Source organism: Paenibacillus sp. FSL L8-0436 (assembly GCF_038593025.1).
Lineage (GTDB): Bacteria > Bacillota > Bacilli > Paenibacillales > Paenibacillaceae > Paenibacillus_AQ.
In genome coordinates this window covers 2,754,186-2,768,165 of the sequence record NZ_CP151955.1, presented here as the reverse complement: position 1 = coordinate 2,768,165, position 13,980 = coordinate 2,754,186, and the positions used below count along the sequence as shown (strand labels likewise).

The following is a 13,980-nucleotide window of genomic DNA, read 5'->3' as shown; positions in this document are numbered from 1 at the left end:
ACAACAATCTGCTCCGCATTGGAAGCCGCATTTGAGTCCGGTTACCTGCATGTCAGTTATTTTTCCAAATGGTTCAAATTTTATATGAATATGACGCCTTCAGACTACAAGGCCTGTTATTCTTCCGGTCTTTTGCCATTCCACTTGGGATTATTCCAAAGTAAATGAGGCCAGACTGGCACCGCCATTGCCGGTATACGTAAAATACAGTGCTTGTACACCGTCCGGAATAGCTAGTTCTGTAGAGTATTCCTTCCAGACATTTGCAAACCCTACCGGTATCCGTCCGAGAACCGGTCCGTCCCACGACGTTTTTATTTCAAACACGCCCTGGCAATATCCGCCACCTTGATTTTGATTTTGGTGACTCCCTCGCACGCGAAATATTTAAAGCCGGCGGTAGCCGAATCCGTCATATTGGCAATATAGCCGATTTCCTCGTCGCCATCCCTGCCGTCCTGGGTAATTTTCGGAAACCGGCTGTCCATCCATGCTCCGGTACGGCCGAAGCCTCCGGTGTACATTTCCTGATCTTTGCAGAACAAATGGCAGGTAAGGTATGCCGGATATTCCCCCCGGCCTTCGAACGGCCCTCCGTTCGGACCGCAGGATGTTACCTCCACCTGGGGAATAGTGCCATCCCCGCGGAATTCAATTCTTTCGATGCAGCCCTGCCGGCAGAATGCCGTCCCATTGGTGTGCCGGTGATAAAAAATGTACCATTCTCCATTAATTTCAACGATGCTGCCATGGTTATTGCCGCCATAATACATCGGCTGGTCCCCCGGCTTGTACGTATCGATATGAAGATCGCAATTGCTGACAATGACTCCCTGGTAGGTGAAGTCTCTGGTCGGATGCTTGCTGGTCGCATAGCACAGCTCATGCATGGAGATCGAGGAATAGATAAGGTAGTAGGTTTCTCCCCTTTTGCGGATGGAAGGAGCTTCGAAGAACTCGTAACCTTCGAATCCGCTCCCCTTGCTGTATGGCTGGCTCGGCGCAACAAATACAGGTTCTTCGACAATTGTGAGCATATCCGGGCCAAGCACCGTTGCCATTGCGCCATGTCTGGATTGGTCTCCATTCGCGTAGAATCCGGTGTACAGGTAGGTGTTCTCTCCTTCGGTCAGTACGCCGGGGTCAAACTGCGGCTCGTCTCCTTCCCGCTCTCCAAGGCGTGATCCATCGGCATATCTGACATAGCCGTAGAACTTATACTTGCCTCCCGGCTTGTCGCAGACAGCTACCGAAACGACGGGAACCTTGTCCAGTACATAGTAGAGATAATACCGCCCGTCCGGTCCCACGGTGACATCGGGAGCATACAGGCACATGCTGCCTTCAGGGTTAAACGAGTCATCCGTAGTCCGGTAGATTACGTCCTCATACCGCCAATCGGCCAGATTGTCCTCCGGTGCCGACCAGCAGACATAGTCATTCAAGCAAAAAGCGTGTCCGTTAAAACGGTCATGCGAGCCATACACATACACTCTGCCTTCAAAGACATACGGCTCACCGTCGGGTATATATTCCCAAGACGGGAGATACGGATTGAACCATCGTAATTCCCCCCTTGCCATTTATATATTTTGTCTGCTTATGCGTGCATTCTTCACCAGTACCATCAAGGTCACAAACGGCCTCTTTGACATAAAGCTCCTTGTGCAGTTGAACCAGACCATGATTATGAAAGGTAACCAGATCCGGGGAGGTCCACAGAAGAATATGCCTTCTGCTTTCTACGTCATCATCTACCAATGCATCAACTCTTACCGTGACAATGCCGAAAGAGCCGTCAGCGGTGAGAAATATGATTTTGCACCCTATTCCTACCCATCACCCTTACATTTTTTTGCTTCACGATTTGTCCATTACAGTATAGTGAAGCACCTTGATCGAAGTCCATGACATATAGCCATTTAACATTGATCTATTCTTAGATGTTCCGGAAATGATTTGCGGTGTGGAGAACCAGGCCTGAATCATCTATAAATTTCAAGGAAAACTCTTTAATTTCTATACCACCGCTTATGTTAGACTTTGAGAAAACCATATCTAATGGAGGATTGTTATGAACATCTTCAAAAAAGGCTCCTTCTATACGGGAGAATACAGAAACCTCTTCCAGGAGAACGGAATGTCGGAAGAGGCGACCCGATGTGGGATCCGGCGACCAAGCTGATTAAGTTCGTTCCCGAAACTCCTTACAGCGATCCCTCTTACCATCTGCAAAAGGCTTGCCATCCGGAAACCGGCCTTTCCCCCGGATATAAAGGTATGGCTGTTGTTCAACAAAAAATATCGCTCATAATTCTATGTATCCTATTACATTGAAATAAACCCTCTATCGTTACAGCTCTTACACTCAGCCCAACTACTCATTGGCTTTAATTTTTTTTATTGTTACTTCGTTTTCTTCTATTATTACTTGATATTCAACAATTTCCCCTTTACCAAATACTTCGTTAAATTCTTTACTCACCGAGTAATTTTCCTTCGGATTTAATGTAATCTTAAATGTCTGTTTCCCATCTTCCACCCGGAACTTCGCAACTTCCCCAGGTTTGATATTACTATCGATTAAAGAATTAATTAGCGTGGTATCTTTTTGTTTAACAGTAACAACTACGCTTTTTAAATCCAACGGGCTATTATTAGTAATCATTAAGTTGTATTCTTCATTCTTTTCTACTTCTGTATCACTTGATGTGTCACAAGCAGATAATAAGACTATAAGCAATGTAAGAACAGTTACTAATCTCTTCCTTGTCAAAATGATCACCTCTCTGCTCTGTTAATTTATTGTGTTGATTGAAAATTGAAAAAGCATATTGGTTACACCAGCCGAGGTACACCAATCGTTTATGATATCAAAATCTTCAATGGACAACCTCTTTAGAACGATACCTTTAGTATTATTCGCCATAAAAGAACACTTACCTTTAATTGGAACTAACCTGCCCGTGGGACTTGAACCGAGGTCGCTATAGTGTAACGTCAATGGACAAACCTCCAACTTGGACGTTGCCAAGATTGAGCTGAAAGCAAAAATTCCATACAAAAAGCAGCGACTCTCCTTTAGAGAATCGCTGCTTTTTTTCTCATTTCATTATTATTACAGCTGCTCATTATCATTTCTCGGCGCAAATCATGAACATCGGTGTTGAACGGTTCAATACTTGCTGCTTCTCTTCCAGTACTTTGGCGTTCAGGTTCTCTTCTGTATATACAGCGGAGAAACCCTCTTCCTTGAGGGTCCGTACATCCCACTCCGGACGCCACTCTCTGGTCAGCGGCAATAAAAGGCTCAGACGGTCAGTCTCCTCGATGTCCTTGTGATGCGGAAGCTCACCAAACCCCCGGTCTATGTAGGCCTGCTGATCCTCGGCATGCTTCAGCTGCATCTCTTCGTCCCACAGATGACGGTTCCAGTTGGCATCGAAAACCAGCAGCCTTCCCTCCGGCTTGAGTACTCTTCTCCATTCCTTGTACGCTGACTGCGGATCGGCAAGGCTCCAGGTGACATTGCGGCATACGATCAGATCGAAGCTCTCCGCTGCAAAGTCCAGCTTGTGTGAGTCCATCTTGCGGAAAGTAACGGTGACACCTTCCCGGCTGGTGTGTGCTCTCGCTTCTTCCAGCATATTGTCTGTGCAGTCGACCGCAGTGACCAGATGCCCGGCACTGGAGAGAATCACAGAAAAGAAGCCGGGACCGCAGCCAATATCAAGAATATGCAGTCTATCCTTCTGCGGTGCATTCGCCAGGATAAGCTTCAGCCACGCTTCCCGCTGGAATCCGTTCAGTTCCCGCTGAATGCCTTCACTATACAGCTCTGCTTCACCTTCCCAATATGTTTCTACTTCCTGCTGGATACTCATGTATCATTCACTCCTTCTTGGCTATAATCATGAACCGGTTTACATTCTGGTAGCCGTATTTCAAATAATTCAGCGGCATCGCACGGGCAGGAATAAAGTTCCGCTGAACATCTATACTGCGGAATCCGGCCCGTATCAGCGCTTTCTCATCGGCCTCAGGGCGCAGTACATTAACAAACGGCAGCTCGCTTAGCATACTTTTATCTTGATTACTCCGTTGCCGGATTCTCTTCTCTGTAAGCAGAATCAGTGTCCAAGACAAGGCATACCATAGTCTGCGAAATACCGTCCTGCTCTCGTTATACAAATAATTACCGTCAAAAATAATCAGGGCCCCTCCAGGCTTCAGAGTCCGGTACCACTCGGCATAAGCCTTCTGTGGATCGGGCAGCGTCCATACCACATCCCGGCAAACCACTGCATCAAAGCTGTCGTCCAGCTCAGCATGCAAATCCGCAGCATCGCCGACATAAGCAGGAACTTTGTATCCAAAATGTTCAAAATTCTGTGAAGCTCTATCGATCATCCCCTGAGATGCATCAACGGCTGTAGGCAGATGTCCCATCTGCGATAAGAGGATGGAAAAAAAACCGGGCCCGGTTCCCACATCCAGCACCTTTTGCCGGGACTTGACTCCCAAGCCTTTAGTAAGCAGCTGTTTCCACAGGTTAATGGTTGTCTTGCTGCGGAATTGGGTCTGTATGACTTTGTCATAACTCTCCGAGCTTGCGGTCCAATACTTCGAAATTTCTCTCAACATCATTCTCCACCTATATCCAGCTGATTCCAAAAGATTGGCGAGAAGGTGGTATACCCGGCTTTGAACCCTGTTACTCTCTTGTTCACTGCCAGGATATCATCGGGGAAGTATATAGCAGCAAACATGGCCTCCTGGTACAGCTTGGTGAAAATAGAGTCATAAGCGCTCTGGCGTTCCTGCAGATCGGTTGTACCTACGGCTGTGTCAATCAGTGATTCCACTCCAGCATCTGACCAGACCACAGCAGGTGCTTCCTCAGTTTCATGGAACAGAGATAGGAGGAACGCATGCGGATTATATGCATCATCGTAGGTCCGGTACATGATCAGATCATAAGCCTTGGTTGTCCATAAGGCATCGTAATAGGCATTAGGCTCCAGAACCTGAAGATTCACAGCAATCCCAATCTCTTTGAGTTCGGACTGAATCAGCTCACTGATTGATTTCCATTCCGGGAATTCAGCCTGCTGTAGTACAAAGTTCAGCTCAAGCGGCGTACCAGCCTTCTCGGCAATTCCATCTCCGTTTGAATCACTATAACCTGCATCCGTAAGAAGCTGTTTCGCTTCCGCCGGATCGAAGCCGTACCAGGTATTATTGGAGTCCGTCACATAAGGAACTGTCAGCGGGAACAACCCTTTAGCTTCACTGCCGATACCATCCATCAGATCATTGACGATACTTTTTTTGTTAATAGCCAAATTAATGGCTTTACGCACATTCAGATCTTGCAGAGCGGGTGTATAGCGACTTCAGGCCTTCTTCGCCGGAAATACTCGGTGGTGTATTCGTTACAATGCTTTCCACGAAAGCGTCCATGACACCGCTAGGCACTTGCTTCTCGTTCGTGGCCATCGCGCCAACCTGATACTTCTCAACGGAGCCGTCACGAAGCTCGACAGAATACTCATCTTGAGAACCTCCATAAGCCCAAGAAAAAAGCAGTACCTCCGCTAGAGGACTGCTTTTTTCTTACTTATTGCCTGCCTTTTTAAGCAGAACATCCTTCCAATTCGTACGACCATCCTTGTCATAACCAGTCATTTCGGAAGCGTTAAATATTTCGCCGGTTTTGACATCGAAGAATACGGTCATCCTCAAGCTGTCATTTTCACTGTTAGGAGAAGTGGGTGAGATCCCCATGACTCTAAGAAGATAGCGACTTTCGGAAGAGTTTGGATCAGTAATAAATCCCATGATACTAAAATGATACCCCTTGATCCAGTCATCCTTAATTTCGGGATTCCCTGGCCGCATACCCAGTACTTCAATCGCCTTTTTAACTACCTCAGGAGAATCAATTTTGATATCAGAAATTGCATACTGCCCTTTCTGAAGTGAATTGTTGTCGTCCCTTTTCACCTCAGAATCGACTTTCCCATCTTTGAACGATATGGTAACGTTAATATTGCCCTTCTTATTACCAAACTGAAGATTCCAAGCATTCCTTTTTCCATCCGCACCATCGGTTTTTCCTTGTGGCACAGTAGTATCATCAGTACTTGTCAAACTAATAAGCAGAGGTTCTTCTTCTGTGTGCTTCTTTGCCTCTTCATATCCAAGGCGCAAAACTTCCATTATGGTTAATTTTTTCTTCTCGTCAGCCTGCTTGTTGCTTATTGACGTAGTAGCCTGTTCCACAGGTTTGTATGCAGAACCGCCGAATGGGCCGATCTTTAGCACGTACAATAGAAAGACCGCACACGCAATCAATATGATAAAGCCTATGCCGAGGTACTTCTTTTTTAACAAGTGTATTCTCCTAAAATTGTTGAGTTATTTTAAGACGTATAAGTATAATCAAGCTTGATTACGCCATAATTAATTGCAGACTGAGTATCTTTGTTATAGAAGATATCAATCCAATAAGCTGTTCTATTCGGACCAGAGCCTGTATCATCTACTGTAAAATCGCTTTTGTAGCCGACGCCATCAGGCAGCCAAATATCTTTGTTTGTACTTATAAGTTTTCCAAAAGGAATGACAGGAGCGTACGTGCTGCCGCCGATATCTTTTTGTCTATGAGTAGCGCAAATCCCCAGCGCTGGCCAGTTGCCATTCGCTGTTTTGTTCCCTGTCCAGTTATATGCAGTGGAGTCTTGGTTTGTTTTGCTGATAGTACTCAGAGCGCTAAAAGAGGAAGACTTTGAGGTAGCTTTAGACCTAACGAGAGGCTCTCCCGTAGAAGAGAGTCTTTGCTCATTGGCCTGATCCAACTGCTTTTGCGTCGTAACTTCGTCATTTTTGAGTTGAGGGAGCTTCGAAAACGGCGAAAATCTTCCCTCTTCATCCGGGCCGCTTTCAATCGCTTTCCGCAATGCATTAGCATCGACATTGTTTTGTGCCGCCAGTCTATCAATCTCCGCGCTGGAGAATGTAGTTGTCTTTCCGTCCAATGTCACAGAAACACCCGAAGCTTCCTTCGCTACTGGGCTCGATGCTTGAGCAAATGCACCGGAAGCGATAGTCAACAACATTGCAGAGGATAATGCGGCACTAGAAACGACTTTGAGCAGTTTCATTGTTCAAAAACCTCTTTTCTATTATTTTGGTTTGATGTTCCCATCTCGACTTTGCGTATAAATGGAAACATATGTATTAATATAATAGAATCTGATTTAATTAGATATAGTTCCCAATTCCCATTTTTTGTCGATATTCTGGACAGTGGACTCCCGTATAATAATTTTACGACAAACTTGGCTCCTCCAGATCACCCCTTATAGGGGCACGCCCTATTCCCTCCATTCTGTCCTCGATCCATTCCACATCTATTAATGATAGATACGGATCGATTAGTTCCAAAACCAAAATTTTTACAGTGTCAGGTCTTTGTTTCTCTTCCATCACTACGCGGTATCGATTTTTCAAGTCTTCATCGATTACATGGGTATATAGCAATTTGCGAATTGCTCCATTTTGAACGTGGAGCAGTTTACTTGATTTATTATCTGACGGCATACATTATGACTTCCCTTGTTGGTTGTTACGGGAACCCTATGCGTTTCTAGCTGTCTTTTCATAAAAAGGGGGAGCCAACAGATGCTCCCCTATGCTGTTACTTGTTTTAATTTTCAAAAATATGAGTTAGTGATTTGTCGCCAAGACGTTTTCTTTATAGTTTATAACCCCCCTGTATAACCATGCATATTTATACATTTCTCATCAATTTTGACGATACAGTCTCAATAAATTTAAAAAATTCCTCATTAATTCTGACGCCACACAGAATATTAGTTTCTGTAGGCAGGGGAGTTAATTTTTATTCACTTTTCGCAGGAGTCGTGGAGTTTTTTGAGCTTTTATGATCCATCACAACAATCGTTCTAGGTTTCTTGTAATCCTACTTCTTACCCGCACCGGCTATACCCGCAGTTGCTGCAGGTCTTACAGCCTTCGATGTTAACCAGCGAGGCGCTGCCGCAGGATGGGCAAAGGTCGCGGGAGACCGCCCCATGGCTGTGTGCGGCATGGCCGCCGTGGCCGTCGTCCGCTACTGCCGCAGACGGTACGCTCGCTTTCAACTCGGCGTTCAGCGCTTCGTTGAAATCCTCCAGCTCCAGTGTTGCCGCGATCGGAGCTGGGACATGGTCGTCATTTGCATTGTTCAGCACATGTGTTTCCAGCGCCTTCGCTACCGCGTCGGCGATGGACTCGACGCGGTTCGCGCCGAAGCCGATGGCGCCGGAGCCGCCGATGCCCTTGAGATGCTTGATCAGCAGCTCCACCTTCTCGCCGTGGTCGCCGTAACGGAGGAACAGCGAGCAGACACGGCCCAATGCTTCCGCCATGGCGAAGACGTCGGAACCCGCTTTGCCGACATTCAGGAAGATTTCTGCCGGAATGCCATCCAGGTCGTTGATAGTGATATACGCCATGCCGAATGGCGTGTTGATCTTATAGGTTGCACCGCGCAGCACCTGCGGGCGTTTCTTGTATTGCTTGTCGACAACATTGGCATTGGCCTGTGGCGCAGGGCTCGCTGCCACAACTGCGCTGGCCGGTGCAGCTTCTACTGCTTCCGGTGCAGCCGTTTCCGCTGCCGGAGCCTCTTTCTTGTCTTCCTTCTTCGTGGTTTCCAGCACTTGCACATCGCGGCTGCCGTCGCGGTAGATAGTTACACCTTTGCAGCCCAAATCGAAGGCCATTTCGTACAGCTCGGCAGTTTCTTCAACGGTGAAGTCTGACGGGCAGTTGGCGGTCTTGGAGATCGAGCTGTCCACCCAGCGCTGAATGGCAGCCTGCGCACGGATGTGATCCTTGGCCGACAAATCCATCGAGGTTACGAAATAATCAGGCAGCTCTTCACCCGGATGGGCTTCCAGCCATTCCTGTGCGATCGGCACGAACTGCTCGTCGTAGCCGAGACGGCTTTGACGGAAATATTTGAAGGCAAAATAAGGCTCAATACCAGTCGAAGTTCCTACCATTGTACCGGTGCTGCCTGTAGGCGCCTGGGTAATCACGGTAACGTTGCGCATGCCGTGCTTGCGGATGGATTCACCCACCTCCGGATAAACTTCGGTGATATTTTTCATAAATCCGCTCTGCAGATATTTGTCGGTATCGAACGCCTGGAACGAACCCTTCTCGCCGGCAATTTCCGCTGAGGCCAGGTACGCTTCGCGGGCCATAAAGCCGTACAGCTTGTCCAGAAACTCCAGCGATTCAGGACTGCCGTAGCGGATGTTCAGTTTGATCATCAGCTCAGCCAGACCCATGGTTCCAAGGCCTACGCGGCGTTCCAACTTCTGGTTGGCTTCATTTTCCGGGAAATGATACGGCGTCTTGTCTATGACATTGTCCAGGAAACGAACAGAATAACGGGTAGTCGTCGCCAGATCGGCCCAGTCCACATCATGATTCTCCGCGTCGTAGAACTTCGAAAGGTTGACGGCGGACAGGTTGCAGACGCCCCAGCCCGGAAGTCCTTGCTCACCGCACGGATTGGTACAGATAATCGGATTAAAGTACCAGCTGTTGGACATTTGATTGTAGTATTCCATGAATACGACGCCCGGCTCTGCCGATTTCCAGGCTGATTCAATAATCGTATGCCAGACATCGCGTGCCTTAACTGTACGGTAAGGAATGACCCGGCGGCCGTCCGCTTTCCATTTATCGAGGTCTCCGTCCCAAATCGTATCATAATCAGGGTCAGTCGTATCCGGGAATACGAGCTCCCAGTCGAGATCCTCTTTAACAGCTTTCATAAAAACGTTGCTGACGCATACTGAAAGGTTGGCATTGGTCACTTGACCCATAGTCTGCTTCACAGTAATGAAATCAACCACATCCGGGTGCCAGTCATTGATCATCAGCATCAGCGCGCCACGGCGGCTGCCGCCCTGCTCAATCAGCCCGGTCGTATAGCTGAACAGCCCGCCCCAGGAGACAGAACCGCTGGATGATCCGTTCACGCCTCTAACGATAGCACGGCGGGGACGCAGCGAAGACAGGTTAATCCCCACGCCGCCGCCGCGGGCCATAATCTCGGTCATTTCCGACAGTGTCTGCATAATTCCGCCGCGGCTGTCTTTAGGCGAAGGTACTACATAACAGTTGAACAACGTCAGCTCTTCACTGGCACCGGCACCTGCGGCGATCCGGCCGCCCGGTACAAGCTTCCAGTCATCGAGAATGGAGCGGAACTTGCCTGTCCATTCTTCCTGAAGCTCAGGTGTTTTCTCTACCGAAGCCATGGCGGCTGCAAGCCGGTCCCACATTTCCTCCGGAGTTTTCTCTATATTAAGCGTAAGCTTTTCTACATCCGATTTCACCAGTTCACCACTGCGTGTCTTCACGGTAACAATCCGTCCGCTGCGCTCCACAATTTCGCCAACTTCCTTGGTAGGGAATTTGGGATCGTCTTTGGTCAGGACGAGAACAACATCGCCTACTTTGGCATTATTGCTGTCCGCATCCTTCCACGCATACCGGTCCAAAAATATTTTCTCGCTAAGGCCCTCAAGGCGCTGCTTGCGTTTCACTGTACTCAATAGAAAAACCTCCCGGATGTATGATATGTAAATCTTCCGTTCCATGATGTGGGCTTACGTTTTGTGACCCACAACAAAAACTTCCAGCTCCCTGCTTGTGCAAAGGAAGTTTCTCTTGTCAATAACAAATAACCGTCAAATGCTCTGATAAATCAATATTTCAAGCATTTGTAACAATATATTGTGTGCGTCAGCTTTTAAACTATACCACATATTGTATCGAAGGTCTTTTTCGATATAGGAAGCCCCGTGGCGGAAAATCGGCATTCATGACGCCTTTTCTCACTCTTGCTCGTTTTTTTATAAAATCAGAAACTAAAATTTTCATCTGCAGGTGAGCGAATCTTTAATATGCACAACTCTTTCGCAATCCATATCAGGTTATGAATTCTCTCTTTTACGCGCATACTACTTCTACGCTAGTTCGATATGATACAGCGCCGGAGGAGGCTGCAACATGACGCAATTATCCCGCAATTCCCTGACGCAAGAGGTCAATACACCCGTACCGCTGCTGCCTGTTCCCCTATCCTTTGAGCGAAACTGGCTGCATGATCTGGAGTCGAGGCTGGAGAAAGGCGGGCCTTGGGGAGACCTGAGGTTATCCCGGCTTGCCGTGCAGGGTGAAGAATCGGGCCTTGTCACCAGCTTCGACGAGCTGCAATGCCTGAAGCATTTGTCAGGACTGTCTCCGCTTCCCCACCAGCTTGATACCGCTCATAAGGTACTCTTTGAAATGTCGGGCCGGGCGATTCTCGCCGACGAAGTCGGACTCGGCAAAACGATCGAAGCCGGTCTCGTGCTTAAGGAATATTTGGTACGCGGACTGGTAAGCAAAGTGCTGATTCTGGTCCCCGCCTCGCTCGTCCTGCAGTGGGTACGCGAGCTGAACGCCAAATTCGGCATAACTGCCGTAGCACAGAAGAAGTCCTATTCCTGGGGAAATGACATTGTGGTCGCCTCCATGGACACCGCCAAACGTGATCCGCATAAAGAACTGCTGCTCGGCAGCGAATACGACATGCTGATTATCGACGAGGCCCATAAGCTGAAGAACAAGAAGTCCACCAACTACCAGTTCGTTCAGCAGCTGCGCAAAAAGTACTGTCTGCTGCTCACCGCCACTCCTGTACAGAATGACCTCGGTGAGCTGTTCAACCTGATCACCCTGCTGAAGCCGGGGCAGCTTGGCAATCAGGGGGATTTTGCCGCTAATTTCGTCGTGGACAAACGCCAGCCGAAGAATGAAGTCCAGCTGAGAGGCGAGCTGTCCAAAGTTATGATCCGCAACCGCCGCGGCGAGGGCCCGGTCAACTTCACCAAGCGCAAGGTCCGCAATATTCCGCTCACGCTCTCACCGGAAGAGAAGGTATTATATGACGGCGTTACCGCCTTTGTCAAAGACCAATATCAGGAATCAGGCGGCAATCTCAGCAGCATGCTCTCTCTGGTTACGCTTCAGCGTGAGGTATGCAGCAGCCGTGATGCTGTATTCATTACCTTGGTGAACCTAATCAAAAAGCTGCCTGCCGATTCTCCGAAGCGGGAGCGGATGATGGAGCTGCTGCAGAGCATCCGCACCGTCAAGACGAATACCAAAGCGGAGAAAACGATGGAGCTGATCCGTGAAATGAACGAAAAGGTCATCGTCTTCACTGAATACCGCGCCACGCAGGAGTATCTGCTGCAATACTTCCGTGAACACGGGCTGCAGTGTGTGTCATACTCCGGCGGGATGAACCGCGGCAAGAAGGACTGGATGATGGATCTTTTCCGTGGACGGGCCCAGGTGATGATTGCCACGGAAGCCGGCGGCGAGGGCATCAATCTGCAGTTCTGCCACCATATGATCAATTTCGATCTGCCGTGGAACCCGATGCGGGTCGAGCAGCGGATCGGCCGGGTCCACCGTCTGGGCCAGGAGAACGATGTGGTCATCTACAACCTCTCCACAGAAGGTACCATCGAAGAGCATATCCTGCATTTGCTGCATGAGAAAATCAACATGTTCGAGATGGTCATCGGCGGTTTGGATGTGATCCTGGAACGTTTCGAGAAAAAGGAATCGCTGGAGAAAAGCCTTTATAAAATCATGCTTGAAGCCCGCAGCGACGAGGAGCTGCGCAGCGGACTTGACCACATCGGCGAATCCATCAGCGAGCTGACCCAAGGCATACAGAATGAAAGCGAGGCCACCTGATGACCCTTTCTCCGCAGCAAGTCCGCAAGCATGTCATGGATTATCTGGAAGCAACGGAGTGCTCGATCCTTGAGGTATCTCCGCTGCATGTGACAGTGAAGCTCTCGCCGCGCGCCGACCGGATGCTCACCGACCGGCCTTATTATTGGGGGTTCGTGGAACGCACCGGCGTCGATCCGGAGACGCTGTCGTTCACCTTCGTCTTCGACCCGGAGAAGTACGACAGCTTGGCCGCGCAGGCCGCTCCTCCGCCACGGGCACAGCGGGGTGCGGCAAGCCGTCCTGCGGCCGGGCTTCTGCCGGGCGCAGGAGGCAACCTTGGCGCGGCAGAGATGGAAGCCGGCGCGGACAGCCCGGCGGCCGGTTTCGGGCAGCCTCCATCCGCAGGGGCGGCTCCCGCTGAAGCAGATCCGCAGGACGGCATTCTCGCCCGCTACTTTGGCGTTATGCCGGTACTGCCGCGGATCGGACCGGGCATGATCCGCCGCGAGGATATAGTATACGGCAGCAAGCGGCTGAAGCAGATCTGGGCCGCCGCACGTGATGAGGGCAAATGTCTGCAGCTGTTCGAGGACCCGGGAAGCAGGCAGCGGATGACGCTGTTCTCTGCGGCCTATGAACCGTGGCTAGGCGTCTGTTACAAAGTAGAGATGACTTGCGATCTGAAACGGGAAGAGCTGCATTTTATCGGAATTTCCTTAACCAGCGGGGTCATTGCCGCCGACTTTGGCACGAAGCTGAATTCACGGGAATTAACTCCCCGCCTGCCGGAGAATATTCACATCCAGCCCTCGGAGCTTACCATTGCCGCCGGGGCCGACCGGCTGGAGGCTTATTTGACTTCACAGCTTGCGAAACTGGACTACAGCTGGGCGGAGGAGGCCCGGGAAAGGCTGCGGCTTGAGCTGAGCATCGTAGACATTTATTATGAGGAGCTGCTCAAAGAGCAGGACGAAGAGAAGCGGCTGGCGATCCAGGAGCAATACAACCGCCGCCGGAAGGAGACCTCCTGGCAATACGAGCCGCAGGTTGCAGTTTCTGCCGTAACCTACGGCCTGTTCCATCTGCGCAGCACATAGAATGCGACCCTGCTCGCTAAAAGCAGGCAAAAAAACAGCGGAATTCCCGCAACCCGGC

General features: G+C 49.4%; 10 protein-coding genes and 2 pseudogenes. 2 read left to right on the top strand and 10 right to left on the bottom strand.

The annotated features are described in order from the left end of the window. Positions 1 to 150: 150 nt before the first annotated feature. From NSS79_RS12570 to NSS79_RS12525, 10 genes and pseudogenes are all read right to left on the bottom strand, one after another. A pseudogene (locus NSS79_RS12570) lies at positions 151 to 1,583 on the bottom strand (family 43 glycosylhydrolase). A gap of 794 nt (positions 1,584 to 2,377) precedes the next feature. Continuing rightward, positions 2,378 to 2,776, bottom strand: a complete 399-nt coding sequence (locus NSS79_RS12565) for a hypothetical protein (protein ID WP_342439594.1) — start codon at positions 2,774 to 2,776, stop codon at positions 2,378 to 2,380. A 358-nt stretch (positions 2,777 to 3,134) separates the two neighbouring features. Continuing rightward, positions 3,135 to 3,884: a class I SAM-dependent methyltransferase gene (locus NSS79_RS12560; RefSeq protein WP_342439593.1), complete on the bottom strand. Its 750-nt coding sequence runs from the start codon at positions 3,882 to 3,884 to the stop codon at positions 3,135 to 3,137. A gap of 7 nt (positions 3,885 to 3,891) precedes the next feature. Next, complete coding sequence (locus NSS79_RS12555; protein ID WP_342439592.1) at positions 3,892 to 4,647, bottom strand: methyltransferase domain-containing protein; 756 nt, start codon at positions 4,645 to 4,647, stop codon at positions 3,892 to 3,894. Beyond that, complete coding sequence (locus NSS79_RS12550; RefSeq protein WP_342440359.1) at positions 4,644 to 5,378, bottom strand: ABC transporter substrate-binding protein; 735 nt, start codon at positions 5,376 to 5,378, stop codon at positions 4,644 to 4,646. Before NSS79_RS12550 ends, NSS79_RS12555 begins: the two co-directional genes overlap by 4 nt. After that, positions 5,356 to 5,544, bottom strand: a pseudogene (locus NSS79_RS12545) (hypothetical protein); the annotation flags it as partial. The pseudogene NSS79_RS12545 and the gene NSS79_RS12550, both read right to left, overlap by 23 nt. A 72-nt stretch (positions 5,545 to 5,616) precedes the next feature. Then, complete coding sequence (locus NSS79_RS12540) at positions 5,617 to 6,396, bottom strand: hypothetical protein (RefSeq protein WP_342439591.1); 780 nt, start codon at positions 6,394 to 6,396, stop codon at positions 5,617 to 5,619. Between the two features lie 29 nt (positions 6,397 to 6,425). Beyond that, positions 6,426 to 7,166, bottom strand: coding sequence for a hypothetical protein (locus NSS79_RS12535; RefSeq protein ID WP_342439590.1), 741 nt, complete (start codon positions 7,164 to 7,166; stop codon positions 6,426 to 6,428). A 166-nt stretch (positions 7,167 to 7,332) separates the two neighbouring features. Next, entirely contained in the window at positions 7,333 to 7,605 is a 273-nt protein-coding gene (locus NSS79_RS12530) for a hypothetical protein (protein WP_342439589.1), read from the bottom strand. A 389-nt stretch (positions 7,606 to 7,994) separates the two neighbouring features. Next, entirely contained in the window at positions 7,995 to 10,643 is a 2,649-nt protein-coding gene (locus tag NSS79_RS12525; RefSeq protein ID WP_342439588.1) for an adenosylcobalamin-dependent ribonucleoside-diphosphate reductase, read from the bottom strand. Between the two features lie 457 nt (positions 10,644 to 11,100). Between NSS79_RS12525 and NSS79_RS12520 the strand changes: the two genes are divergently transcribed. Together NSS79_RS12520 and NSS79_RS12515 are read left to right on the top strand one after the other, a co-directional pair. Further along, positions 11,101 to 12,843 (top strand): SNF2-related protein, encoded by a 1,743-nt coding sequence (locus tag NSS79_RS12520; RefSeq protein WP_342439587.1) that lies wholly within the window; start codon positions 11,101 to 11,103, stop codon positions 12,841 to 12,843. Then, on the top strand, positions 12,843 to 13,922 hold the full coding sequence (locus NSS79_RS12515; protein WP_342439586.1) for a YqhG family protein: 1,080 nt from the start codon (positions 12,843 to 12,845) through the stop codon (positions 13,920 to 13,922). The genes NSS79_RS12520 and NSS79_RS12515 overlap by 1 nt, the downstream gene beginning before the upstream one ends. Positions 13,923 to 13,980: the final 58 nt, after the last annotated feature.